20 protein-coding genes and 2 tRNA genes are annotated in these 24,225 nt (G+C 65.7%); 6 read left to right on the top strand and 16 right to left on the bottom strand.

All coding sequences use genetic code 11. The features are described from left to right. Positions 1-62: 62 nt before the first annotated feature. From MJ605_RS11760 to uvrB, 3 genes are all read right to left on the bottom strand, one after another. The gene (locus MJ605_RS11760) at positions 63-500 is read right to left on the bottom strand and encodes a hypothetical protein (RefSeq protein ID WP_243041718.1); all 438 of its coding nucleotides are present in this window, start codon (positions 498-500) and stop codon (positions 63-65) included. A gap of 424 nt (positions 501-924) precedes the next feature. Then, a tRNA-Val gene (locus MJ605_RS11765) sits at positions 925-999 on the bottom strand. A 76-nt stretch (positions 1,000-1,075) separates the two neighbouring features. Beyond that, positions 1,076-3,106: an excinuclease ABC subunit UvrB gene (uvrB, locus tag MJ605_RS11770; protein WP_243041719.1), complete on the bottom strand. Its 2,031-nt coding sequence runs from the start codon at positions 3,104-3,106 to the stop codon at positions 1,076-1,078. Between the two features lie 149 nt (positions 3,107-3,255). Here uvrB and MJ605_RS11775 point away from each other — a divergent pair, with 149 nt between their 5' ends. Then, positions 3,256-3,816, top strand: a complete 561-nt coding sequence (locus MJ605_RS11775; RefSeq protein WP_243041720.1) for a GspH/FimT family pseudopilin — start codon at positions 3,256-3,258, stop codon at positions 3,814-3,816. Between the two features lie 40 nt (positions 3,817-3,856). Here the strand turns inward: MJ605_RS11775 and MJ605_RS11780 are convergent, their stop codons facing one another. From MJ605_RS11780 to grxD, 9 genes are all read right to left on the bottom strand, one after another. Further along, positions 3,857-4,264, bottom strand: a complete 408-nt coding sequence (locus tag MJ605_RS11780) for a low affinity iron permease family protein (RefSeq protein ID WP_243041721.1) — start codon at positions 4,262-4,264, stop codon at positions 3,857-3,859. A gap of 151 nt (positions 4,265-4,415) precedes the next feature. Next, a tRNA-Asn gene (locus MJ605_RS11785) sits at positions 4,416-4,492 on the bottom strand. 61 nt (positions 4,493-4,553) lie between these two features. Continuing rightward, positions 4,554-5,966, bottom strand: a complete 1,413-nt coding sequence (ppnN, locus tag MJ605_RS11790; RefSeq protein WP_243041722.1) for a nucleotide 5'-monophosphate nucleosidase PpnN — start codon at positions 5,964-5,966, stop codon at positions 4,554-4,556. Between the two features lie 246 nt (positions 5,967-6,212). Further along, a complete protein-coding gene (locus MJ605_RS11795; RefSeq protein ID WP_243041723.1) occupies positions 6,213-9,473 on the bottom strand; it encodes a TonB-dependent receptor in 3,261 nt (1,086 codons plus the stop codon). Positions 9,474-9,798: 325 nt separating this feature from the next. After that, positions 9,799-12,216 carry a TonB-dependent receptor gene (locus MJ605_RS11800; RefSeq protein ID WP_243041724.1) on the bottom strand — a complete coding sequence of 806 codons (2,418 nt, stop codon included), beginning with the start codon at positions 12,214-12,216 and terminating at the stop codon, positions 9,799-9,801. Positions 12,217-12,689: 473 nt separating this feature from the next. Next, a complete protein-coding gene (gene olsF / locus MJ605_RS11805) occupies positions 12,690-14,399 on the bottom strand; it encodes a bifunctional ornithine lipid synthase OlsF (RefSeq protein WP_243041725.1) in 1,710 nt (569 codons plus the stop codon). 99 nt (positions 14,400-14,498) lie between these two features. Continuing rightward, positions 14,499-15,098: a YhgN family NAAT transporter gene (locus MJ605_RS11810; RefSeq protein WP_243041974.1), complete on the bottom strand. Its 600-nt coding sequence runs from the start codon at positions 15,096-15,098 to the stop codon at positions 14,499-14,501. A gap of 36 nt (positions 15,099-15,134) precedes the next feature. Further along, positions 15,135-15,905, bottom strand: coding sequence for an SDR family NAD(P)-dependent oxidoreductase (locus tag MJ605_RS11815; protein WP_243041726.1), 771 nt, complete (start codon positions 15,903-15,905; stop codon positions 15,135-15,137). Then, the gene (gene grxD / locus MJ605_RS11820) at positions 15,905-16,228 is read right to left on the bottom strand and encodes a Grx4 family monothiol glutaredoxin (protein ID WP_243041727.1); all 324 of its coding nucleotides are present in this window, start codon (positions 16,226-16,228) and stop codon (positions 15,905-15,907) included. Before grxD ends, MJ605_RS11815 begins: the two co-directional genes overlap by 1 nt. A 126-nt stretch (positions 16,229-16,354) precedes the next feature. Here grxD and sodB point away from each other — a divergent pair, with 126 nt between their 5' ends. After that, complete coding sequence (sodB, locus tag MJ605_RS11825) at positions 16,355-16,933, top strand: superoxide dismutase [Fe] (protein WP_243041728.1); 579 nt, start codon at positions 16,355-16,357, stop codon at positions 16,931-16,933. 136 nt (positions 16,934-17,069) lie between these two features. Here the strand turns inward: sodB and MJ605_RS11830 are convergent, their stop codons facing one another. Together MJ605_RS11830 and purE are read right to left on the bottom strand one after the other, a co-directional pair. Next, a complete protein-coding gene (locus MJ605_RS11830) occupies positions 17,070-18,230 on the bottom strand; it encodes a 5-(carboxyamino)imidazole ribonucleotide synthase (RefSeq protein WP_243041729.1) in 1,161 nt (386 codons plus the stop codon). Further along, a complete protein-coding gene (gene purE / locus MJ605_RS11835) occupies positions 18,227-18,730 on the bottom strand; it encodes a 5-(carboxyamino)imidazole ribonucleotide mutase (RefSeq protein WP_243041730.1) in 504 nt (167 codons plus the stop codon). The genes MJ605_RS11830 and purE overlap by 4 nt, the downstream gene beginning before the upstream one ends. A 65-nt stretch (positions 18,731-18,795) precedes the next feature. Between purE and MJ605_RS11840 the strand changes: the two genes are divergently transcribed. From MJ605_RS11840 to MJ605_RS11855, 4 genes are all read left to right on the top strand, one after another. Continuing rightward, on the top strand, positions 18,796-19,068 hold the full coding sequence (locus MJ605_RS11840) for a Trm112 family protein (RefSeq protein WP_243041731.1): 273 nt from the start codon (positions 18,796-18,798) through the stop codon (positions 19,066-19,068). 163 nt (positions 19,069-19,231) lie between these two features. Then, positions 19,232-21,532 (top strand): DUF1631 domain-containing protein, encoded by a 2,301-nt coding sequence (locus MJ605_RS11845; protein ID WP_243041732.1) that lies wholly within the window; start codon positions 19,232-19,234, stop codon positions 21,530-21,532. Continuing rightward, positions 21,529-22,383, top strand: a complete 855-nt coding sequence (gene nadC / locus MJ605_RS11850; RefSeq protein WP_243041733.1) for a carboxylating nicotinate-nucleotide diphosphorylase — start codon at positions 21,529-21,531, stop codon at positions 22,381-22,383. The genes MJ605_RS11845 and nadC overlap by 4 nt, the downstream gene beginning before the upstream one ends. Positions 22,384-22,540: 157 nt before the next feature. Continuing rightward, the gene (locus tag MJ605_RS11855) at positions 22,541-22,948 is read left to right on the top strand and encodes a DUF3301 domain-containing protein (RefSeq protein WP_243041734.1); all 408 of its coding nucleotides are present in this window, start codon (positions 22,541-22,543) and stop codon (positions 22,946-22,948) included. Between the two features lie 17 nt (positions 22,949-22,965). Here MJ605_RS11855 and MJ605_RS11860 read toward each other — a convergent pair whose 3' ends face one another. Together MJ605_RS11860 and MJ605_RS11865 are read right to left on the bottom strand one after the other, a co-directional pair. Then, positions 22,966-23,418 carry a ClpXP protease specificity-enhancing factor gene (locus MJ605_RS11860; protein ID WP_243041735.1) on the bottom strand — a complete coding sequence of 151 codons (453 nt, stop codon included), beginning with the start codon at positions 23,416-23,418 and terminating at the stop codon, positions 22,966-22,968. A gap of 176 nt (positions 23,419-23,594) precedes the next feature. Beyond that, positions 23,595-24,218, bottom strand: a complete 624-nt coding sequence (locus MJ605_RS11865) for a glutathione S-transferase N-terminal domain-containing protein (RefSeq protein ID WP_243041736.1) — start codon at positions 24,216-24,218, stop codon at positions 23,595-23,597. Positions 24,219-24,225 lie beyond the last annotated feature (7 nt).

The following is a 24,225-nucleotide window of genomic DNA, read 5'->3' on the forward strand; positions in this document are numbered from 1 at the left end:
GGCTGTCGCTTGCCTGCTCGATCATCTGCTTACGGAATCTTCCGGAGTTTTGTTAGCGGCTCTTATTGCTTGCCAGTCCTAATTGAGGACAGATGCGCCAGTAGCTCAGATCGAAATTGAGAGAGACTCCCTCTGTAGAGCCAGACAATCCCGCATACGCCATAGAGCGCTAACGAGGCTGGGAAGTTAGCAGCGCGCATTTGTTCGAGCGCCATCGGGTTCCTGAAATGCCAGTAGATGGCATAGCAACCATCCACAGTGAACCATGTTGCGAATAAGGCCAAAGGCCAGAGTTTCCATCTACGCTCAAGGAAGACCCGCATGCTCCACGGTGCGGTGAAGTAAGCAAGCAGGGCCATGATGAAGCTGATGGGTATGTCCCAGTCGGGGGCTTGGTAGAAGTAAGAGCCAGCAACGAGCAGGGCTATGCCGATGAGCAGGGTGACGATCTTCCATGGTCGGACATACTCGGTCATAAGAACGCTGATACGTTCCAACATATGGTCCTCCTGTCTCGCTGAATTTCCCCGAGAAAAATTCTAGCCGTAGTTCGCACTAGTAGAGCACCCCCGACACCCCCTCTACCCGGGGTCGACTTTCTGCCACCCCCTGGGCGAATTAGGAGGGGCATGCGTCATTCCCAGCTATGGCGAGAACCGGGCGGTTAGCTCAGCGGTAGATGCAAGCGGGTGCAACGCAGTGAACCCGCCACTACCTTTACTAGGTAGGGCTATCTGTAGAAACGACGGCCACTTAGGTTGGCTTGTGCACACTCAGGACTGTGAATGCCCTGCCCTCGTTCACTTCGTGCACATTGCGTGCTGTGAACAAGGGGCTTATTTTGTGCACGTTCTCTGAGCCAGAAACAAAAAAGGAACCCCGAAGGATTCCTCTTTAGTCCCGCTCGATCAACGGGTTACGAATTGGTGGGCGGTACAAGGATCGAACTTGTGACCCCTACCATGTCAAGGTAGTGCTCTACCGCTGAGCTAACCGCCCGGAGCTCGCTCGGCATGCCGTGCGAGCCGCGCAGTATACGTGCTCCGCGACCCGGCGACAACCGGGCCCGGAGGCCTCAGCGCAGCGCCTTCTCGCGCAACTGGTGGATCTGGTCGCGGATCCTGGCCGCTTCCTCGAATTCCAGGTTCTCGGCGTGCTTGTACATCTGCGCCTCCAGTTTCTTGATCATGGCCGCGGCCTGATCGGCGCTGAGCGAAGCGTAGTCCCCCGCCTTCTCCGCCACGGCAGCCTGCCGCCCCTTGCGGTCGCCGCGACCGCCACGGCCGCGACCAGGCACCTCGCCGCGCGCGCCTTCCATGATGTCGGCGATGCGGCGCACCACGGATTGCGGGGTGATGCCGTTGGCCTCGTTGTAGGCCTGCTGCTTCTCGCGGCGGCGTGCCGTCTCGTCCATCGCCGCCTGCATCGACCGGGTCACCGTATCGGCATAGAGGATGGCCTTGCCGCGCACATTGCGCGCCGCGCGGCCGATGGTCTGGATCAGCGAGCCTGTGGAGCGCAGGAAGCCTTCCTTGTCCGCATCGAGGATGGCCACCAGCGATACCTCCGGCATGTCCAGGCCCTCGCGCAGCAGGTTGATGCCCACCAGCACGTCGAACTCGCCCAGTCGCAGGTCGCGGATGATCTCCACGCGCTCCACCGTCTCGATGTCCGAATGCAGGTAGCGCACCTTGATGCCATGATCGGCCAGGTACTCGGTCAGGTTCTCGGCCATGCGCTTGGTCAGCGTGGTGACCAGCACGCGGTCGCCCATCGCCACGCGCTTGTGCACTTCGCCCAGCAGGTCATCCACCTGGGTGCGCACCGGGCGCACCTCCACTTCCGGATCGACCAGGCCGGTGGGGCGCACGACCAGCTCGACGATGGCGTCGCCAGATTTCTGCAGTTCGTACTCGCGCGGGGTAGCCGATACATAGATCGAGCGCGGCGCGCGCTGCTCCCACTCCTCGAAGCGCAAGGGACGGTTGTCCATCGCCGAGGGCAGGCGGAAACCGAACTCCACCAGCGTTTCCTTGCGCGAGCGGTCGCCCTTGTACATGGCGCCCAGCTGCGGGATGGTCACGTGCGACTCGTCCACCACCAGCAGGGCGTCCGCCGGCAGGTAGTCGAACAGGGTCGGCGGCGGCTCGCCCGGGCCGCGGCGGGTCAGGTGGCGCGAGTAGTTCTCGATGCCCTGGCAGTAACCCACCTCGGCCATCATCTCGATGTCGAAGCGGGTGCGCTGGTCCAGGCGCTGCGCCTCGACCAGCTTGTTGTCCTTGTAGAGCTGCTCCAGCCGCTCCTTCAGCTCGACCTTGATGGTCTCGATCGCGTTGAGCACGCTTTCGCGCGTACTCGCGTAGTGCGTACGCGGATACACCGTGTAGCGCGGCACCTTGCGTATCGTCTCGCCAGTGAGCGGGTCGAACAGCGCCATGGCCTCCACCTCGCCGTCGAACAGTTCGATGCGCAGCGCCTCGGTCTCCGATTCGGCCGGAAAGACGTCGATCACCTCGCCGCGCACGCGATAGGTGCCGCGGCGCAGCTCCATCTCATTGCGGGTGTACTGCAGCTCGGTGAGCTGGCGGATCAGCGCGCGCTGGTCGATGCGCTCGCCCTTGGCCAGGATCAGGCGCAGCGAGAGGTAGTCCTCCGGATCGCCCAGGCCGTAGATGGCCGACACGGTGGCCACGATCAGCGCATCCTTGCGCGACAGCAGTGCCTTGGTCGCCGCCAGGCGCATCTGCTCGATATGGTCGTTGATCGAGGCATCCTTCTCGATATAGGTGTCGGAAGCCGCCACATAGGCTTCCGGCTGGTAGTAGTCGTAGTAGCTGACGAAGTACTCCACCGCGTTGTGCGGGAAGAACTCCTTGAACTCGCCGTACAGCTGCGCCGCCAAGGTCTTGTTCGGCGCCAGCACGATGGTCGGCCGCTGCACCTTCTCGATCACGTTGGCGATGGTGAAGGTCTTGCCCGAGCCGGTCACGCCCAGCAGGGTCTGCGCGGCCAGGCCGGCCTCGAAACCCTCGCTGAGACTCTGGATCGCTGCAGGCTGGTCGCCCGATGGCTTGTAGGGGGAAACGAGTTCGAACCGGTCAGTCATGGCGGACGATATGCGGGCGGATGGCGTCATTTTAAATCGCACTGCTGACACGGCCTGTCAGCAGCTTGTGACAGCCGGCCGGCCTGAATGGCCACTGACGCCAGGCGGCCATCCCGCTAGCCTGCCTGCTTCGCGTGCAGGAAGCACCCATGGAACGAAGGCACGGATGGGCCCGGCCCCGCAGGCCGGGCGGCTTCACCCTCATCGAGCAGATCATCGCCCTGGCTGTCGTGGCGGCGCTGGCCTGCCTGGCCAGCCCCGCCCTTGGGCACCTGGCGGCCCGCACCCAGCTGCAAACGGCCCAGGCGGACCTGCTTGCCGCACTTCAGCAGGCACGCGGCCAGGCCGTTCGCACCGGCCGCCGCACCATGCTTTGCCCCTCGCACGATGGCCGGCGCTGCGCCGACGATGTCCATTGGGAGGATGGCTGGCTGCTCGGGCACTATCGGAGCGACCAGGCCGACCGGCTGGATGGCGCCCCGGGCACCATCGCCGGCGGTTACGACCGCCTCACCATCCTCAGCACCGATGGGCGCCGTCGCATCCACTTCCAGGGGGACGGCAGCGCCGGCGGCAGCAATGCCCGCTTCACGCTGTGCCGGCATGGCCGCGCCGAGAGCGCCTTGACCGTGACCGTGGCCAACTCCGGCCGGATCTACGGCGCCCAGGCCTCCGCGGAGCAGGCGCAACGCTGCGCGCAAGGAGGCTGACGAAGCCCTGGTCGCCGCAACACGCATTCCCTTTGCCGGCCTAGCTGCCCGACGTATCGTCCTGGTCACTCCGTGCCCGGTCGCCTTCGGAAGCGTACTTGCGCTTGAGCCGCTCCAGCTCGTTTTCGGCGGCCTGCTCGATATCGATCACCCGGTTCCGGGCACCCCTGACCGCGCGGAGCAATTCGTCCAGCTTGATCTGCATGGCCAGGGTGTCGCGGTTCTGGCTGTTCTGGATGAGAAAGACCATCAGGAAGGTGATGATGGTGGTGCCCGTGTTGATTACCAGTTGCCATGTGTCGCCGAAGTGGAACACGGGGCCGCTGGCGGCCCAGGCCACGATGAGCAGCATGGCCGCCAGAAAGGCCGCGGGCCGCCCGGCCAGCCTGGCCGCGGCCTGGGCGATCCGGTCGAACGGGCCGCATTCACTGGGATGCTTGTCGCGCATATCGACCCCGATGGGAGGCGCCGACGATGCTGGGGATGGGATGGTGAAGGATTCGCCACGAGGCCACGAAGCTTTCGTGCAGGCCGCAAGCGAGCAATCGCGCCATGCCAAAGGAAAAGGGCCACCTTTGCAGGTAGCCCTTTTTCAGCATTGGCGCCCGAAGTTGGACTCGAACCAACGACCCCCTGATTAACAGTCAAGTGCTCTAACCGGCTGAGCTATTCGGGCGGGGTGAGCTGGATAGTTTGAATACCCGGCCCGGGCCTGTCAAGACACCTTGGGCCCGCCGTCAGGGAGCGGTTTCGCTGGTCAGCACCCGGTAGCAGGGTACATAGGCCGTGCCGCCCGGGAGTTTCATGCGGTCCTGCGCCACGAAGGCCTTCAGCAGCTCGTCCAGCGACTGCATGATGTCGGCATCGCCGTCGATGTCGAATGGCCCTTCCTTCTCGATGGCGCGCATGCCCTCTTCCTTCACGTTGCCGGCCACGATGCCGGAGAACGCGCGACGCAGGTCCGCCGCCAGTTCGTGGCGTGGACGGTCGCGGTGGATGACCAGCCCGCGCATGGCCTGGTGGGTGGGACGGAACGGCAGCTGGAACGCATACGGGATGTTCAGCGCCCAGTTGAAGAAGAAGGCGTCCTTGTTGTCCAGGCGGTAGTTGCGCACCTTGTCGATGCCGCGCACCATCGCGCGCGCCACCGCGATGGGATCGTCCACGATGATCTGGTAGTGCTGCGCCACGCTATCGCCCAAGGTCAGGCGCAGGAAGCGGTCGATCTGCTCGAAGTACGCCGCCGATTGGCGCGGACCGGTGAGAATCAGCGGGAACGGCACGCCAGCGTTGTCCGGATGCAGCAGGATGCCGAGCAGGTAGAGGATTTCCTCCGCCGTGCCCACGCCGCCCGGGAACACGATGATGCCGTGGCCCATGCGCACGAAGGCCTCCAGGCGCTTCTCGATGTCCGGCATGATGACCAGGTGGTTGACGATGGGGTTCGGCGACTCGGCCGCGATGATGCCCGGCTCGGTGATGCCGATATAGCGGTTGTTGCGGCGGCGCTGCTTGGCGTGGGCGATGGTGGCGCCCTTCATCGGCCCCTTCATGGCGCCCGGGCCACAGCCCGTGCAGATGTCCATGCCGCGCAGGCCGAGCTGGTAGCCCACCTGCTTGGTGTACTCGTACTCGTCGCGCGAGATCGAGTGGCCACCCCAGCACACCACCAGGTTCGGATCGATCTGCGGCTTGAGGATGCGCGCGTTGCGCAGGATCTCGAACACCGCATGGGTGAGGCCGACGCTGTCGTCCAGGTCGAAATTGCCCTGCTCCATCTGCGTCGACACGTAGACGATGTCGCGCACCACCGCCACCAGCAGCTCGTTGATGCCGCGGATGATCTGGCCATCCACGAAGGCCTGCGCCGGCGCGTGGGTCAGCTCGATCTTGATGCCGCGATCCTGCTGCAGCACCTGGATGTCGAAATCGGGGAACTGTTCGAGGATCGAGCGCGGATCGTCGCTCATATTGCCCGAGGTGAGCACGGCCAGCGCGCAGCGGCGCAGCAGGGCATGCAGGCCCGACCCGCTGGCGTCGCGCAAGCGCGCCACCTCGTTGCGGGACAGGATATCCAGGCCACCGGCGGGCGAGATGCGCGCGCTGACGGTGGCGGCTCGGCCGGCCTTGCCGGCTTGCGTGTCATTCATTGAAACATTCTCCTAGCCGCGCCCTCGCGGCTCGTACGTCCGGGCAAAACGCGGCGGACCGCGTAGCTTCCCGCGACGGGCATGACAGGGTCAAGCTCCCTTGGACTGCCCGGCCATGGCCATTCCTCGCGCATGCCTCATCGTCATTTCGGCGAACGCCGGAATCCAGCGGCTTTTGACGCACCCACAAAAAAACCGACGCCCTCTCGGGCGCCGGTTTCGATACAGCGACAGCAAGGTCTTGCGTCAGAACGTGTAGCGCAGGGTCAGCATCGCCGACCAGCGCGACACCACGTTGGTCTTGATGTCGCGACCGGCGTCGTACACCACCTTGGTGCCCGGCTGGTAGTTATTGTTCGCATCCAGCGGCAGGCTGTAGATGTACTTGCCCGTGGCCGGATCCACGCCGGCGAAGCTGGCGAGGTTGCGGGTGTACGGGAACGGCACGTACAGCTGCTGCCCCCAGTCCTTGTTGAGCAGGTTCATGAAGTTGTACACATCCAGGCGGATTTCGCCCTTGTTGCCCTTGAAGATGCCGGGCACTTCCTGGCTGAAGCTCATGTCGAGCTGGTTCGTCCAGGCCGCGCGGGTACCGTTGCGGCTGGCGATCTGGCCCTGGTGATCCTTCAGGTAGCTGTCCTGCTTGATGAAGGCATAGAACTGGTCGATCGCCTTCTGCGGCGTACCGTTCTGGAATACCACGTCACCCGGGCGCGGGATATAGGCCAGGTCGCGGCTGTAGCTGTCGCCGTTGGCGTCGTTGGCGAACACCCAGCTGTACGGCTGGCCGCTCTGGCCGTTGTAGAACGCGCTGATGGTGGTGGCGTAATTGCCGAAGAACGCATGCGACCAGCTCAGCGAGGCCGTCACGCGCTGTTTGACCGCATAGTTGGCGGTGCTGGCCACGTTCTCGTTCGGGTTCACCCAGGCGTTGTTGCTGAAGTTGGACGCGGCCTGGCTGGAGGTGCCCGGATTCACTTCCTTGGCGTTGGCGAAGGTGACGCCGATGCCCGCCGCCCACTCGTCGGCGAACGGCTTCTTCAACGACAGCGTGAACGCGTCGGAGTGACCCTTGCCGGTGTTGGCCAGTTCGGTGGTGCTGACCGAGAACTGATTGTTGGCATTGGCGCGGTTGGTGTTGCCCGACGGGCCGCCCAGCGGGTTTTTGTAGTAGGTGAAGCGACCGTCCGGCAGCACGCCGGTCGGCGCGCCGATGTTCAACGCCTGGTACCAGATCGCATCACGCACCTTGATGTGCTCGTATTCGGCCGTCGCGATCAGGCCCATCCACGGCAGTTCGCGGTCGATTGCCAGGCTGGCCTTCCATACGGACGGCAGCTTGAAGTTCGGCGCGATGGTGTCCACCGCCATCTGCGTGCTCGACGGCGGCGGCACGTTCTGATGGAGTGGGTCCGGGCTGAAGCCCGGGTAGGCCGTACCCGGGCCCACCGGCGCGTTGCCGCTGTTGCGGATCGAGTAGGTGGCCACGGTCATACCGTTGTTCTGGTACGGGTTGGTCATCCATACGGTCGGCGGATTCGACTGAAACAGGCCCACGCCGCCGCGCAGCTGCGTCTGCAGCGCGGTGTCGAAGGCATAGTTGAACGAGACGCGCGGCTCGACCATGGTCGAGCCATCGATGGTCTGGTCGTTGCGGAAGCCGAAGGTCTTTTCGAAGGTCGGGTTGTAGACCGGCTTGTCGTTGGTCGAATAGCGGTTCACGCGGAAGCCGTACAGCAGCGACAGGCGATCGGTGACCTGCCAGTTGTCCTGCAGGAAGAAGCTGTAGCGGCGCAACGTCCAGGCGCCGGCCACGTCGTCGAGCGAATAGCCCTGTGCCGGCTGGTACAGGTCGAACTGGTTGTAGATGCCCTTCTCGAAGTTGTCGATGCCCCAGAAGGTGTATGCGCCGAACTGGGTGCGGCCGAACAGGTTGTAGATCTTGTCCTGCTGGAAGTCGATGCCACCCTTCAGCGTGTGATCGCCCAGGTACAGGGTGCCCGCACTGAAGATGCTCCAGGTCTTGGTCTGGATCTGGTTGTAGTCGCTGTACTGGTCCTCGCCCAGGTCGATGTACGGCGAGGCGCCGTTGAGCTTGCCGTTGTTGTCCTTGCCCAGGTTGATGAAGATCTGCGGCTGCTGCCACGGCACCGTGCGCACCTGGCTGAAGTCCTTGTAGCCGATCTTCGTCTCGGTCGAGAACGTGTCGTTCCAGTCGTCGAAGAACTGCAGCGAATAGTTCTTGGTGTCGCTGTTCTTGGTGTACCAGTAGCTGGTCAGGCCGATGGCGTTGTTGCTGTTGCCCTGGATCACCGGCTGCACTTCCTTGGTGCGCTGGAAGGCCAGGCTCGCGCGATGGTTGTCGGTGATGTTCCAGTCCAGCTTGGCCAGCGAGCGCTTGCTGTTCAGGTCGACGCCGCCGCCGCTGAAATCGCCCGGATGCAGGCCCAGCGCGTTCGCCGCATTGATGACGCGCTGCAGGTCGCTCTGGGAAATCTTGTTGCTGGTGGAGGCGCCGGTCAGCGACGGGTCAAGGCCGTTGGCCGAATCGTTGCCCAGGCCAAGGGTCTTCTGCTTCTCGTAGCTGGCGAAGAAGAACAGCTTGTCCTTGATGATCGGGCCGCCCAGGGTCATGCCACCGGTCCAGTCACGGTCATAGCCCTTGTAGCTGCGGTCGCTCTTCAGCCAACCCGCGTCGCCGACCATCTTGCCGGCGTTGCGATAGGCGTAGTACACCGAGCCGTGGAAGTCGTTGGTGCCACTCTTGGTCACCGCGTTGATGTCGGCGCCGACCGTATCGGAGGTCGTGTCGAAGTTGGCGGTCGAGAGGTTGTATTCGGCGATCGTGTCCACCGACACCGGCGAGCCCAGGTAGGGCATGCCGTTGGAATTCAGGCCGAACGGGTCGCCCACGCCCACGCCGTCCACGCTGATCTTGTTGTAGCGGCTGTTCATGCCCATGGCGGACATCGAGCCGTCGCCGCGGTCGGTGATGGCGATGCGGGGATCGAGGCGGGCGATGTCCTGGATCGAGCGGCTCGGCGACGGCGCCATGCGCAGGTCGCGGCCGGAAACGTTGGTGGACAGCCCCTTGTTGTCGCCGTTGAAGGTCTGCGCCGCCACCAGGCCGGTGACGGTCACGGCGCCGAGGTTGGTGGCCGCCTGCGAGCCGCCGATGGTCAGGTTGATCGCGGTGTCCTGGGCCAGCTGCAGGTAGACGTTGTCCTGCTCGGCCTGGGTACCGTCCTTGTTGACCTTCACGTCGAACGGACCACCCACGCGCAGGCCCTGCGCCGCGTAGCGACCGTTGGCATCGGTGGTGGTGACCTTGGTGGTACCCGACGGTTCGTGCACGATCTGCACCGTGGCGCCGGCCACCGGCTGGCCGCTGGCGTCCAGGATGCGGCCGCTGATCGAGGAGGAGGTGTCCTGGGCGAGGACTGGCGAGGCCGCCAGCAGGCCGGCAATGGCCACCGGCAGGAGTTTGGTACGCAAATGGATGTTCATCGAGATTCGACCCCTAAGAGATTCGCAAGAAAGCATGGGACCAGCACAGAGGAGTCCCATGCCCCTCCGCCATCGCCTTAAGTAGCTGATTCCCTGAATATTTTTGACGCGCCCAGGCGCCCGGCGAGCTTGCCAGGCAGGACTCATCACGACGAATGTAGTCGCATTATATTACAAATACGTAACTTTTTGACGTAAACATCACATTCTTGCGTCAGGATACAGACCGAATCGCAGGTAATCGCCGTCGCGGCGCCTGGCCTAGGCCAAAAAAAACCGGCGCCTCGCGGCGCCGGTCGTTGACAGCAACAGCTTGTGGAACCGATCAGAAGAACGAAGCGCCCACCGTCACCATGAAGGTGCGCGGCTGCAACAGCGAGTAGTACGGCGCGGAGGTGTACAGCTTCGTGCCGTCCAGGCCCTTGATCAGGTTGCCCGGGTTCGATGCCAGGTAGGCGCTGGCGTTGTTCGCGTTGGTGAAGGCGCGATGATCCATGATGTTGGCAACGTTCAACTTGATGTACGGCTTGGTCAGCCAGTTGCCCAGGTCGCCGAAATGGTAGCCGGCATTGAAGTTGAACGTGGTGTAGCCGCCCGCACGCTCGGTGTTCATGTAGTCGCCGTAGATCGAGCTGCGGTACTTGGCGCTGACGTTCGCCCAGAACGGGCCATTGTTGTAGCTCAGGCGCAGGTTGGCGAGGTTGCGCGGGGTATTGAACAGCGTCTTGCCCTTGGTCGCGAAGATGCCGTCGTCGCCCGAGTCGAAGTTGCTCTCGACCTTGGCCTGGGTATAGGTGTACGAGCCGTAGACCTTCCACTGCTCGGTGAAGTTGAAGCTGCCTTCGGCGTTGAAGCCCTGCATCTTCACGCGGTCGAGCTGGGTGTAGAACGACTCGCCGGTGTTCTGGTCATAGCCGGACAGCGTCTTGTTGTGGAAGTTGCTGCGGTAGATCGAGGCGCTGGCCGAGGCGCGGTCGCCGTAGTAGCGCCAGCCCAGGTCGTTGTTCCAGGCCGATTCCGCCTTGTTCGGCTCGCGGCCGGTCACGTCGTTGAGGAAGATGGCCGAGTTCGGCGGCGCGCGGTAGCTCTTGCCCACACCGTAGTAGAACTGGTTCTTTTCGTCCGGCGAATACTTCACGCCCAGGCTCGGGGTGACGCTGTGGAAGGTCGCGCTCAGGTTGTCGCTACCGAAGCCCTTCTCGTAGCCGCCGTTGGAATCGGGGTACTCGTAGGCGAAGCCCTTACGCTCGACGTGGAGGTAAGCGGCGCCCACCGACACCAGCCACTGGTCGTTGGGCGTCCAGGTATTGGTGGCGAATACCTTCTGGGTTTCGGTGCGGGTGAATTCGTTGTACGACTTCTGCGGCTGGCCGTCCGGATACAGCACGTAGTTGGAGTCGCCCCACAGGTCGTTCGGCTGGCCCGTCTCGAAGCTGGCCAGGCCGGCGGTCTGCGACTGTTCCTGGCGGGTCTTTTCGTACCACGCGCCGTATTCCAGGCTGTCGTCCGTACCCAGGTCCTGGTTGAACTTGAAGATCACGCCAGGGCGGTAGGTGGTGGTATGGCTGAACATGTACACCAGCGACTTCTTGCCGTTCGGGCCGGTCACGATCGCGCCGTCCTGGTTGAGGTCCTGGTGGGCATACTCGTACTGGTTCTGCGTGCCGTTGGTAGTCTCGGCGAAATAGCTGTTGCCGCTGCCCGAACCGCCATCGCCGTACTGGAAGTACGGCACCACCGACAAGCGCAGGCTGTCGGCCAGCTTGAACTCGCCGTCGAGGCTGACCAGATAGTTGCTGAACGGATTGGTGTGCAGCGCGTAGTAGTTGGTGTCCAGCGAACCCGGCTTGTAGCTGACGTCGTAGTCGTAGTCGTAGTCCTTGTTGGCCTGCGCCTTGGTCGGGCCCAGGTAGGAGTTACGCACTTCGCGGTTGTACTGGAACGAGGCAGTGACCGAGTTGTCGTCGTTGATGGTCCACAGTGACTTGCCTTCCACCTTGGTGACGTTCAGGTCGCCCGCGCCGCGCCACTTGTCGACCGAGTTGTCCGAGTACGACAGCCAGGAGCGCACCGGACCCAGGTCGCCCGTGTTCAGGCGCACGAAGGTGCGGCGGTAGTCGTTCGAGCCCACGCTCTGGGTCACGTCGACGCCCGCGGTATGGGAGGGATCGATGGTCGCCCAGGCGATGTGGCCGCCGGCCGCGCCGGAGTCGGGCATGTCCACGTCTGGAATGCCCTGCAGCACGGTGATATCGCCGTAGTTCTCGGTGTCGCCGTACTCGGTCGCATAGGTCGCGTAGCTGCCCGAGTCATAGATCGGGGCGCCGTTGACGGTCACGCCGATTTCGTTCGAGGAGAAACCGCGGATGGAGTAGTTGCCGTCGGACAGGCCGGTCACATCGTCCGTCGAGGAGTTCACGCCCGGGATGCTTTCGATCATCTGGGTGAAGTTGCTGCCCGGGGCAGCCTGCACGATGGCGTCGCGGGTGATGGTGGAAACCGCCTTGGGCGCCGTCTGCACCGACATCAGGCCGCCGCCGAGCGAAAGGCTCTGAGCTTGCACCGTCACGGTGTTGAGTTCCTGTACGCGCTTGGTGTCGTTGGACGTCGTGGTGTTCGAGGTGCTCGACACACTGTTGCGCTGCGGCGCCGCCTTATTGGCAGCCTGCTGATCGGTTTGTGCCGCCGAGTCTTGGGCGGTGGCCACGCCGGCGGCCATACAAAACACGACAGCGATCGCCATGGAAAGGTGGTTTCGTTTCATCATCGTCGATTCCAGTTACTTAGAAATGGGAAGGCGGGCCCCCCTGCGGGCAACCAGCGCCAATTGGGTCCACTTGTGCAGAGTGCGTCAAAATCTTTCGAAGAAGTCGAAAGAAAACGCGCAACCCTTTGCCGCAAAACGCAATTTCGTGCCACTTAACGCAAAATTAAACGTTTTCTCAGGGCGTAAAAAAGCCCGACCGGCAGAAGATCGGGCGAAATTACGAAATCCATTGAACCCCGTTGGCCGATACCACGTCATGCCCCTCGGGCATCGGTCAACGTGCTAAGGCTCCCATAAGTATTTTACAAGAAATTTACTGTCCAATCACAAGATGGAGGCGGGAAGCCAGGCCGCCTCAAAATCCTGGCGCCGGAGCAGGCTTCCGGCGGCGTCATCGTGCATTCTTGCCGACAGGGCGCCCTGGCCTCGAGCCGCCAGCGCACCCAGCTTCACTTGCCCAGGTAACGGGCGCGCTTGGCTGGCTTGAGGGTGGCCAGGTCGAGCATCACCAGGCCATCGACGCAACCGGAGAAGCCCGGATCCTCGCCGAAGTCGAGGAACTGCACGCCTTCCGGCTCGACCAGGTCCACGTACTGGCGATACAGCACCGGCAGGCTGACGCCCAGCGCATCCAGGTGATGCTTGAGCTTGCCCAGGCCGGCAGCCGGGTCCAGCCCGTTGAGCGCATCGCGGACCAGATCGAGCACAGCCGGCGACACCACGAATGGCTGCCGTGCCGACGCCAGCCCCGGCGCCCCGAAATAATGCTGGTGAGCGGCTGCGATCCATTCGCGCGCCTCGCGCGGCAGGCTGACGGACATGCTGACCGGACCGAACAGGTAGCGCAGTTCGGGGTGCCGCTGCAGGTACAGGCCGATGCCCTGCCACAGTTGGTCCAATGCCCGCGAGCGCCAGTACGCCGGCGCAATGAAGCTGCGGCCCAGTTCCAGGCCTTGCGCCAGGCGCGACTCCAGCGCCGGCGAATAGTTGAACAGGCTGGAGGTATAGAGCCCTGCCATGCCGCGCTCGGCAATCAACCGCCCGCCATGGCCAAAGCGGTAGGAGCCGACGATGCGCAGCGCCTTCGGGTCCCACAGCACCAGGTGCTCGTAATGCGGGTCGTAGGCATCCAGGTCGCGGCGCGCGCCAGTCCCCTCGCCTACCTTGCGGAAGGTCAGCTCGCGCAGGCGGCCGATCTCGCGCAGCACGGCGCTGTCCGAGGCTCCCTGTAGCAGCAGCACCTGCTTGCCGTCATTGAGGTCGGCCAGCTTTTCCGCATGCGCCTGCAATTCGGCGGCGATGCGCTCAGTGGGTTCCGGATGCGCCAGCGGCGCCTGGCCACCGAAGATCAGTCCGCGATGGCGTCCTACCCGGTATACGTGGCGGCGCATCAGCTTGGCCGCGCGCCGGGTCGAGCCGCCGCTGCGCTGTTCCAGTTCCTCGGCGCCGATCAGGGCGCCCACGCTGAAACCGATGCGGCGGCTGACCGGCGAGATCGCCTCGCGCGGCAGCATGGCCGTGCTCAGCGGCTTGGCCAGCATGGAAAGCCCGTAGAAGATGGCCGAGTTGCGCGCCGCCACGTGGATCGGCAGCACTGGCGCCCGGCTGCGCTGGGCCAGTCGGGCGAAGCCGTCGGACCAGCGCCCGTCGCTGACGCCGGCCGGACGTACCCGCGACACTTCGCCGGCGGGGAAAACGATCAGCGCCTCGCCGTTTTCGAGGGCGCGGTAGATGTCGCGCATGCGCGAGGCCGCGCCCTTGCCGAACACGTCGACGGGCAGCAGCAACCTGTGCAATTGCGGGATCGACATCAGCCAGTCATTGGCGAGGATGCGCACGTCGCTGCGCACCGAGCCGACCAGTTGCAGCAAGGTCAGCGCGTCGATCATGCCAAGCGGATGGTTGGCGACGACCAGCAGGCCACCCTCGACCGGGATGTTCTCGCGCTCGCGGGGATTGACGAAGTAGCTGACCCCGAGCAGGTCCAGCGTACGTTCGATGAAATCGAAGCCTTCGGCCTCGCCGACAGTCGTCAGCGTCCGGTTGAAGCCATCCTCGTCGGCCAGCCGGCCCAGCATGCCGGCCACGGGCCGGCGGATCAGGGGATGTTGCGCCAACCATGGCAGACGTTCGGTGAGGGTCTGTTCAACGCTGAGCATGACCGCCTCCTGGGACTAGCCCCAATGCTGGTCGCGGATTATGACAGCAAGGTTATGCGGAAGGGACCAGAAGATCACGTAGGCATCATCTGACCGCGCTTACACGGCCAAATGCAGGTAGGCCGCCACGCCTCCCAGGAACATCTGGACCGACAGGGCGATCAGCAGCATGCCCATCACCCGCTCCAGCGCCGTGAGCACGCTTTCGCCCAGCCAGCGGAACAGATAGGTGGAAAACAGCAGGATCACCGCCGTGGCCAGCCAGGCGCCCAGCAGGGCGATGGCCCAGTCGGCGGTGCGACCGGGCTGGGTATTGGTCAGCAGCAGCAGTGCGGCCATGGCCGAGGGACCGGCCACGCCGGGGATGGCCATCGGCACGATGAACGGCTCGCCCTCGCCCGGCCTGCCGAAGATGCCACCGCCGTCGGCCGGCGGGAACACCATGCGGATGCCGATCAGGAACAGCACGATGCCGCCGGCGATGCTGATCGACTCCTGCCGAAGCTGCAGCAGCTTGAGGATGTGCTGGCCGCCGACCAGGAACACCAGCAGCACGCCCAGAGCGATCAGCAGCTCGCGCACCATCACGCGGCGACGGCGCTTCGGCGCCACGTCCTTGAGCAGGCTCAGGAAAACGGGGATGTTGCCCAGCGGGTCCATGATGAGGAACAGCAGGATCGCTGCCGACAGCGTGGTCATCTGCGTTTCCATGTCAGCCCCGCTCCTGTCGTCCGGTCATGCCGGCGGCCGCAGGTCGAGCGCGGCGCCGCGCGCGGCGGCGGCCTCGGCGCCGAGCAGGTACACCACGGCCTGCGCGGCGCCATCCGGCAGCGGATGGATGGTGGTGTCCTCGCCGAAGTAGGCGGCGCGCCGCAGCATGGTGCGCATCGGCCCCGGCAGCAGGGCGTGGGCGCGCAGCGGCGTCCGCTCGGTCTCCTGGTGCAGGATCTCGACCAGCCGCTCCAGCGCGGCCTTGGAGACACCGTAGCCGCCCCAGTGGGCGCGCTGCACCAGCGCCGGATCGTCCAGCACGAACACCGCGGCGCTGTCGGGCGCCCGGGTCAGCAGCGGCATGCAGGCCTGGGTCAGCGCGAACGGCGCGGAAACGTTCACGTGCAGCGCGCGCAGCCAGTCGTCCGGCTTGTGCACGGCCAGCGGGGTGAGGCTGTTGAAGCTGGCCGCCGCGTGGACGATGCCGTCCAGACGGCCGAAGTCGCGTTCGAGCCCGTCGGCCAGCGCCTCGTAGTCGCCCGGCGTGGCCGCTTCCATGTCCAGCGGATGGATGACCGGCTCCGGCAGCCCCTCGTCCACCATGGCATCGTAGAGCTGCTCCAGTTGGCGCTTGCGGCGTCCGGTAATGACCACGGTGGCGCCGGCGCGCGCGGCGGCACGGGCCGCCGCCGATCCCAACCCGCCGTAGGCGCCGGTTACCAGCACCACGCGGCCGGCCAAGGTGTCCGGTGCGGGCGTCCATGCCTGCGGCAGGCGTGCGAGGGGCAGGGCCATCAGTGCTCCGTCCCCGCCACGTCCGCCGCCATGCGCGCCAGCTCGCCGGAGGCCTTCAGGTCCTCGACGATGTCGCAGCCGCCGATCAGCTCGCCCTGGATGAACAGCTGCGGGAAGGTCGGCCAGTTCGCGTAATGCGGCAGCGCGGCACGCACCTCCGGATCGGCCAGCACATTCACCGCATGGAACTGCGCGCCAGCATCCTTCAACGCCTGCGCGGCGCGGCTGGAGAAGCCGCACATGGGAAACTGCGGCGTGCCTTTCATGAAAAGCACGATGGCGTGCTCGGCCAGCACCGCCTTGATTCGCTCGTTAACGTCCATAAGTCGGGTCGTTCATCAGTAGAATGCATGCAGATCGGTAGTGTATCAGTCGTGCACCGGTAGCCGGCCCACCGGCCTCGCCAGCGCGGCTTTCTTTCCTCAGCCAACGCCCAGGAGCCAACCAACATGGCGATCGAACTCCCTCCCCTGCCCTATGAAAAGAACGCGCTCGAACCGCATATCTCCGCGGAGACGCTGGAGTATCACTATGGCAAGCACCACCAGGCCTACGTGACCAACCTCAACAACCTGATCAAGGGCACCGAGTTCGAGAACGCCGCACTGGAAGACATCATCAAGAAGTCCTCCGGCGGCGTGTTCAACAACGCGGCCCAGGTCTGGAACCACACCTTCTACTGGAATTCGCTGAGCCCCAACGGCGGCAAGGAGCCTTCGGCCAAGCTGGCCGACGCCCTCACCAAGGCCTTCGGCTCGGTGGAGAAGTTCAAGGAAGAATTCACCAAGTCGGCCGTAGGCAACTTCGGCTCGGGCTGGACCTGGCTGGTGCAGCGCCCGGACGGCTCGCTGGGCATCGTCAACACCTCCAACGCCGCCACCCCGATCACTGGCAGCGACAAGCCGCTGTTCACCTGCGACGTGTGGGAGCATGCCTACTACATCGATTACCGCAACGCCCGCCCGAAGTACATCGAGGCGTTCTGGAACCTGGTGAACTGGGACTTCGCGGCCAAGAACCTGGCCTGATTCCGGCGCCAAGCCGTAAAAAAACGGGGCCGCATGGCCCCGTTTTTTTGCCCTTCTCCTGGATTTGTGGGAGCGCACCCTGTGCGCGACACCAGGCACCGCAGTCGCGCACAGAGTGCGCTCCCACATAGGCGGCCTATCGCCTTTCCAGCTCGCCCACGGCCGGGCCGGCCTGCTGGTCGCGCCCCAGCGCATGCGCGATGCCGGCCAGCCGCTCGACCAGCCGGGTGGCATCGGGTGCGCATACCGTGGCATGGCCCACCTTGCGGCCGGGACGCGGCTGCTTGCCGTAGTCGTGCCAGTGCGCATCCACCGCGGCCAGCACCGGCGCCGCGTCGGGCAGCTCGCCGATCCAGTTGAACATGGCTGACAGGCCGCGCGCCGAGGTATCGCCCAGCGGCAGGCCGAGCACCGCGCGCACGTGGTTCTCGAACTGGCTGGCCAACGCGCCCTCGATGGTCCAATGGCCGGAGTTGTGCACGCGCGGGGCCATCTCGTTGCCAAGCAACTGGCCGTCCTTGACGAACAGCTCCAGGGCGAACACGCCGACATAGTCGAGCTTTTCCGCCAGCGTGCGGGCCAGCGCGGTGGCCGGTTCCTGCAGGGTGGCGATGTCCGGTGCCGGCGCCAGGCTGAGCGAGAGCACGCCGTCGGTATGCCAGTTCTGGGTCAGCGGCCAGGTGCGGAACTCGCCGTCGCGGCCCCGCACGGCGATCACCGACAGCTCGCGCTCGAACGGCACGAAAGCCTCCAGGATCAATCCATGGGCCGCCGCCTGCGCGCCCAGCGCGGCCCAGGCCGCGTCGGCGTCGCCCAGCGTACGCAGGCGGAACTGGCCCTTGCCGTCATAGCCCAGGCGGCGGGTCTTGAGGATGGCCGGCGCCCCGATGGCGGCCAGCGCCCGGTCCAGGTCCTCGCGGGTGTCGATGGCCTGGAAGTCCGGCGTGCGCAGGCCGCACTCGCGGAACAGGGTCTTTTCGGCCAGCCGGTCCTGCGCCACCGCCAGCGCCTGTGGGGCCGGGAATACCGCCACGCGCTTGGCCAGCCGGTGCGCGGTATCGGCCGGCACGTTCTCGAAATCGAAAGTGACCACGTCCACCTGGCTCGCGAAGTGGTCCAGCGCCGCGTCGTCGGTCCAGTCGGCCACCACCAGGGGCGCCACCTGGCCGGCGCAGGCATCGGCGACGCTGTCCACCACCAGGCTCTTCACGCCCAGCGGCGCGGCCGCCAGCGCCAGCATGCGGGCGAGCTGGCCGCCGCCGAGGATGCCCAGCACGGGTTGGCGACGGGCGGTCACGCGCGCGGATCCGGATGATCGAGCACGCTTTGCGTCTGGCGGGCGCGATAGGCGTCCAGCGACGTCGCCAGCGACGGATCGTGCAAGGCCAGCACGGCGGCCGCCAGCAGGCCCGCGTTCACCGCACCGGCCCGGCCGATGGCCAGGGTGCCGACCGGGATGCCGGCAGGCATCTGCGCGATCGACAGCAGGGAATCCATGCCGTTGAGCGCCTTGGACTGCACCGGCACGCCGAACACCGGCAGCCGGGTCTTGGCCGCCAGCATGCCCGGCAGGTGCGCCGCGCCGCCGGCACCGGCGATGATGACCTGGATGCCGCGGCCGACCGCCTCCTCCGCGTACTGGAACAGCAGATCGGGGGTGCGGTGCGCCGATACCACCCGCACCTCGTGCGCGATGCCCAGTTCGGCCAGTACGCCGGTCGCATGCTCCATGGTTTCCCAGTCCGAGCGGGAGCCCATCACAACGCCCACGCGCGGCGGGAGGGAAGTCGAGGTCATGACCCAAGCCATCCAAAAGGGTTATTGTACGGACTTTCCGCGTCTCGGCACGATCCCGCCTACCCATGGACAAACGCCTGCTCGACATCCTGTGCTGCCCGGTCAGCAAGGTCCCGGTTCGCCCCCTCGCCCGTCCGGAGCTGGACGCCCTCAACCGCGCCATCGGCGCCGGCGAGGTCCAGACCGTGGCCGGTGCGGCCGTCCGCGATCCGTTGTCGGAAGGCCTGATCACCACCGATCGCAAGGTGATCTACCGGGTCGACGACGGCATCCCGGTCATGCTGCCCGAGGAAGGCATCGGCACCCTGCAGTTGCGGGACTTCCCGGCCACCGCCTGATCCGCCTCCCCCGGCCTGCCGGCCGCGAGATCCTGCGCACCTTGTGAACGCGTCGACATATCGTGACACGGCGCATGACAGCGTGTCCGCCATATCTTATTGTAAGTGTGCGTATTGTCTGAATGGGCTGAACGCACGTCGGCATCACTTCAGGGGTGTGGCGATGAAAGACGCCAGTGAACCTTCCAATATCGTCAGCCTGAGCCAGCGCCTGGACCCCTCCAGTGAGCGCGGAGGCGCCCTCTTGAACAACGTCCGGGATATCGCGGGCCGTCGCCTGCAGGCCTTGGTCAACGGCATGTTCGAGCATGTCGACGACGCCCTGTTCGACCTGGCCGAGAAGGCCGAGAACAATGCCGCCCAGATGCACTACTTCGACGGCATGCGCGAGGTGCGCAAGCGCCGTCCGATGGTCGAGCGGAGTTTCCTGGCCCAGGTATCGCGCGACTTGGGCGACGTCGCCAACCATTATCGCCAGGCCGCTGGCAACGCCAGCGCCCCGTCCCTCCCGGTCGGCTCGGTCGAGCTATCGCTGGTGGCCGACAACGAACTGGAAGAATCGCTGGCCATCACCAGCATGATCGGCAAGAACGAGACGCGCCTCACGCGCGAGCTGTTCGCCGTCAACCAACGCCTGTCCGTCATCTACGGCGGCATCAAGATCGAGGACGGCAGCAACCCGGTCGGCCCGGCCATGCTGTCGCAGGCCTTCCGCCAGGCGATGCGCGAGCTCAATGCCGAGATGCGCGTCAAACTGATCATCTACAAGCTGTTCGATCGCTACGTGCTCGCTTCGCTGGACGAGCTGTACCAGGAAATCAACGCCGAACTGGTGCGGGCCGGCGTACTGCCGCAGCTGCGCCACGAATTGCCCCGCGCGGGCGCCGGCACGTCCCGTCCCGCGGGCATGGCGGCGGCGAGCGCCACCGCCGCCAGCGCCGAGACCGCCGATGCGGGCGCCTTCCTCGCCGACGAGGAAGGCGCCGCCGCTTCCAACGAACTGCTGCAGACCCTGCGCACCCTGTTCAGCGCGCGGCGCGCGGCGCCACAACCGGCCATGCGCGTGCCCACCGGATCGATCCAGCTGCCGAGCGCCAACGAGCTGATCGGCGCGCTCAGCGTGCTGCAGAGCCAAGCCGCCATCAGCCAGGTGGTACCCTCGCACATCAGCAGCGCTGCGGAACTGACCGGCGAGGTGCAGCAGCTCAAGGAGCACCTGCTGGCGCAGATCGGCTCGCTGCGCGGCGAGAAGCCCAGCCAGGTCTCGACCATCGACGAGGACACCATCGACCTCGTCGGCATGCTGTTCGAATTCATCCTCGAGGACCGCAACCTGCCCACCGAGATGCAGGTGCTGCTGGCCCGGCTGCAGATTCCCTACCTCAAGGCCGCCATCCTCGACCGCAAGCTGTTCGCGCATCGCCAGCATCCGGCGCGCCGCCTGCTGGACAATCTCGCCGACGCCGCCAAGGGCTGGTCGGCCGAGTCCGATCGCGACCACCGCCTGCACGACAAGATCAAGTCCATCGTCGACCGCCTGCTGCAGGACTTCGACGACGACCTGAGCATCTTCGAGCGCCTGGGCGCCGAGCTGCAGGAATTCCAGGACATCAGCCGCCGCCGCGCCGAACTGGCCGAGCAGCGCGTGGCCGAGTCCACCCGCGGCCGCGAGAAGCTCGAGCAGGCGCGCCACCGCGCCGCACGCGAGATCCTCAGCCGTATGGAAGGCCATACGCTGCCGCCGCTGATCCACGGCATCCTCTCGCGCGCCTGGGCCAACTACCTGGTGCTGACCATCCTGCGCCAGGGCGAGGACTCGAACGAATTCCGCGACGCCCTGCGCTTCGCCAGCGACTTCATCGACAGCACCAAGCCCGCGCGCACGCTCGACGAGCGCCGCGCGCTGCGCCAGATGCTGCCCGGCATCGAGCGCGCGCTGCGGCGCGGCCTGGCCAACGTGGCCTTCCAGGAAAGCGACATCGAGCGCCTGCTGGGCCAGTTGCACACCTACTACCGCCACCAGCTCGGCGAGGCCGTGCCGGAGGCCGAGGTGCAGGCGGTGGAAGCCTCCACCACCCTGCCCATTCCCGAGAGCATCCAGCCGATCGCCGAATCGGCGGCCGACCTTGCCCGCGACGAGCCCGAGCCGGAGCCGCCCCTCGACACGCCGGAGATGCGCCTGGTGGCCGAACTCAAGCCGGGGACCTGGCTGGAGTTCGTGACCGGCCCGGACACCATCGAGCGCGCCAAGCTGTCGTGGGTCAGCCCGATGAGCGGCCGCTACCTGTTCGTGAACCGGCGCGGCCTGAAGGTGGCCGACTACGCCCCGCACGAACTGGCCGAGGCACTGGCGGCCAATACCGCACGCGTGCTGGAATCCACCGCCCTGTTCGACCGCGCGCTGGATGCCATCGTCGGTCGGCTCAGCCAGCCCGCCCCGGCGACCCACACCGCGACCGAATGACTGCCAGCCAACTCGTTCCGCCCCCGCCCGAACAGATCCAGGCGGATGTCCAACGCGCCTTTGCCGAGGATATCGGCACGGGCGACGCCACCGCCGACCTGCTGCCGCAGGACGCCCAGGCCTCCGCCACGCTCACCTGCCGCGAGGATGCAGTGATCGCCGGCACCGACTGGTTCAACGCCTGCTTCCACCAGTTGGACCCGTCGATCCGGATCGAGTGGTCGGCCAGGGATGGCGAGCGCGTCGCCGCCGGCTCGGTGATCTGCCGGCTGCATGGCCGCGCCCGGCCGATGGTGAGCGCCGAACGGTCCGCGCTGAACTTCCTGCAGCTGCTGTCCGCCACCGCCACCGCCACCGCCACCTGCGTGGCCGCGGTGGCCGGCACCGGCGTGCGGGTGCTCGATACCCGCAAGACCGTGCCCGGCCTGCGCCTGGCGCAAAAATACGCGGTGCGCTGCGGCGGCGGCCACAATCATCGGGTCGGCCTGTACGATGCCATCCTGGTAAAGGAAAACCACATCATCGCGGCCGGTGGCATCCAGGCCGCCGCCGAGGCGGCTCGCCGGCTGCATCCGTCCCTGCTGCTGGAAATCGAGGTGGAAAACCTCGACGAACTGCGGCAGGCCCTTGATGCCGGCGCCGACCGCATCATGCTGGACAACTTCACCCTGCCGCTGATGCGCGAGGCGGTGGCCATCGCCAAGGGGCGCGCCGAACTGGAGATCTCCGGCAACGTGGACCTGAGCACCATCGGCGAATACGCCAGTACCGGGGTGGACTTCATCTCCGTGGGCGCGCTGACCAAGCACGTGCGCGCGGTGGACCTGTCGCTGCGATTGCAACTGGACTGATCCGTCCGGCTGGCTGTTGTATGTGGGAGCGCACCCTGTGCGCGACAAGACTCGCCTCTGCATCATGGGGCTCGTCGCGCACAGGGTGCGCTCCCACAAAGAGCGGATAGACCGCCTTCACCTTGCAAGCCACCCGCGCCGCCTACACTCTCGGCCCATGAGCGAACTTCCCGACCTGATCCTGCTGTTAGCCCTGCTGGCGATCATCGGCGCCTGGCTGAAGCTTACGCGTGGACGCGAGCAGGCCATCCATGAAGCACGCCAGCAATGCCGCCAGCATGGCCTGCAACTGCTCGACGAAAGCGTGGGGCTGCGCAGCCTGCGCCTGCATCGGCAGCGGCGCCAGTGGCTGCTGGAGCGCTGCTACGGCTTCGAGGTCAGCATCGACGGCAACGACCGCGAACCCGGCCGGCTATGGCTGGTCGGCCGCACCCTGACCGGGTTGAGCCTGCCCACCATCCAGAGCCACGTGCCCGGCCTGATGGCGGACCACGCGTCCCCTACGGACGAAAGCAACGTGGTGCCCTTGCGTCCTCGCGTGCCCAGGAACAGCCGGCTTCACTGAGCGACGGCCGGCGCAGGCTACTTCACCACACGCAGGAACGGCGTGCCCCGCCTGGGCTTTTCGCCCGCCTGGTCGCCCTCGACGGGCGGCGGCGTGTCGTCCGGATCGGGCGAGGACGGCGGGGGCTGGTCGCCGCCTTCCTCGGCGGGAAACATCATGCCCTGGCCGTTCTCCTGCGCATAAAGCGCCAGCACCGCCTGCACCGGGATGTGGATATTGTGGCTGACCCCGGAAAAACGGGCCTGGAAGCTGATCCAGTCGTTGCCCAGGTCCAGGTTGGCTACCGCGCGCATGGCCAGGTTCAGCACCACTTGCCCGTTCTTGACCACCTGCGGCGGCACCCGCACGCCCTCCCGCATGGCGTCCACCAGCACATAGGGCGTGAGCTGGTTGTCGGTGATCCAGTCGTAGATCGCCCGCAGCAGATAGGGACGATTCGAAGTCATCGGCGGAAGCTTGTCGTCGGTCATGCAGAAACCTGGTAAGGGCCGGCTCCGCCAGGGGGTGGTCGGGAGCACGGCCGGATGGACGCGGAAAGTGTAATGCCAAGCTGAGGCAATATGACGCAGGATCGCAAGGAAACCCGTACCCGGGCCGGTCGGGCTCCCGCGCCCATCACTTCCCGGCGGCGCCGAGCCGGCACCCGCTACGGCCGCATCGCCTTCTCTTCGGCGGTCATGCTGCGCGCGTAGCCCTGGCTGGCGAACAAGCGCTCGCCGTAGTCCATGATCGGCTTGCCCTCGCGACCCAGGTCCACACCCAGCCAGGGCAGGCGCCAGATCACCGGGGCGACCAAGCAGTCGGTCAGGCTCATCTCGGGGTTGAGGAAAAACCGGGAAGCCCTGAACAGTGGCAGGGAGGCCAGCAGGTGCTCGCGCAACCGCTTGCGTGCGGCATCGGCCGGCCGGCCGCCCGACCGGATGATGTCCACTTCGGGCAGCCAGTCCAGTTCGATCCGCACCGTGGCCAGGCGCAGGCGGGCGCGTGACAGCGGATCGATGGGCATCAACGGCGGGTGGGGATACCGCTCGTCCAAGTATTCGCAGACGACGGCGGTGTTGTAGAGGGTCAGGTCGCGATCGACCAGGGTCGGCGTGCTGCCGTAGGGATTCAGTTCCAGCAGGTCTTCCGGCGGCCTGGCCGGGTCGACGATGACCCGCTCGTAGCTGACGCCCTTGGCCGCCAGGACCAGGCGGGCCCGGTGGCACTGGATACCGTCGGCAGTGGTGTACAGGGTGAGTGCGGTACGCGAACGAGCGCTTTGGACCATGCGCGAT

The sequence above is a fragment of the Dyella sedimenti genome (assembly GCF_022760995.1).
Lineage (GTDB): Bacteria > Pseudomonadota > Gammaproteobacteria > Xanthomonadales > Rhodanobacteraceae > Dyella > Dyella sedimenti.

Bases quoted from the DNA above. Each gene is read 5' to 3' on its own strand.
- MJ605_RS11865 (WP_243041736.1), bottom strand. From the start codon at position 24,218: ATGGTCCAAAGCGCTCGTTCGCGTACCGCACTCACCCTGTACACCACT.
- ppnN (WP_243041722.1), bottom strand. From the start codon at position 5,966: ATGAATGACACGCAAGCCGGCAAGGCCGGCCGAGCCGCCACCGTCAGC.
- MJ605_RS11845 (WP_243041732.1), top strand. From the start codon at position 19,232: ATGAAAGACGCCAGTGAACCTTCCAATATCGTCAGCCTGAGCCAGCGC.
- uvrB (WP_243041719.1), bottom strand. From the start codon at position 3,106: ATGACTGACCGGTTCGAACTCGTTTCCCCCTACAAGCCATCGGGCGAC.
- nadC (WP_243041733.1), top strand. From the start codon at position 21,529: ATGACTGCCAGCCAACTCGTTCCGCCCCCGCCCGAACAGATCCAGGCG.
- MJ605_RS11775 (WP_243041720.1), top strand. From the start codon at position 3,256: ATGGAACGAAGGCACGGATGGGCCCGGCCCCGCAGGCCGGGCGGCTTC.
- purE (WP_243041730.1), bottom strand. From the start codon at position 18,730: ATGACCTCGACTTCCCTCCCGCCGCGCGTGGGCGTTGTGATGGGCTCC.
- MJ605_RS11795 (WP_243041723.1), bottom strand. From the start codon at position 9,473: ATGAACATCCATTTGCGTACCAAACTCCTGCCGGTGGCCATTGCCGGC.
- MJ605_RS11860 (WP_243041735.1), bottom strand. From the start codon at position 23,418: ATGACCGACGACAAGCTTCCGCCGATGACTTCGAATCGTCCCTATCTG.
- sodB (WP_243041728.1), top strand. From the start codon at position 16,355: ATGGCGATCGAACTCCCTCCCCTGCCCTATGAAAAGAACGCGCTCGAA.
- MJ605_RS11815 (WP_243041726.1), bottom strand. From the start codon at position 15,905: ATGGCCCTGCCCCTCGCACGCCTGCCGCAGGCATGGACGCCCGCACCG.
- MJ605_RS11810 (WP_243041974.1), bottom strand. From the start codon at position 15,098: ATGACCACGCTGTCGGCAGCGATCCTGCTGTTCCTCATCATGGACCCG.
- MJ605_RS11780 (WP_243041721.1), bottom strand. From the start codon at position 4,264: ATGCGCGACAAGCATCCCAGTGAATGCGGCCCGTTCGACCGGATCGCC.
- MJ605_RS11840 (WP_243041731.1), top strand. From the start codon at position 18,796: ATGGACAAACGCCTGCTCGACATCCTGTGCTGCCCGGTCAGCAAGGTC.
- MJ605_RS11800 (WP_243041724.1), bottom strand. From the start codon at position 12,216: ATGGCGATCGCTGTCGTGTTTTGTATGGCCGCCGGCGTGGCCACCGCC.
- olsF (WP_243041725.1), bottom strand. From the start codon at position 14,399: ATGCTCAGCGTTGAACAGACCCTCACCGAACGTCTGCCATGGTTGGCG.
- MJ605_RS11855 (WP_243041734.1), top strand. From the start codon at position 22,541: ATGAGCGAACTTCCCGACCTGATCCTGCTGTTAGCCCTGCTGGCGATC.
- MJ605_RS11760 (WP_243041718.1), bottom strand. From the start codon at position 500: ATGTTGGAACGTATCAGCGTTCTTATGACCGAGTATGTCCGACCATGG.
- grxD (WP_243041727.1), bottom strand. From the start codon at position 16,228: ATGGACGTTAACGAGCGAATCAAGGCGGTGCTGGCCGAGCACGCCATC.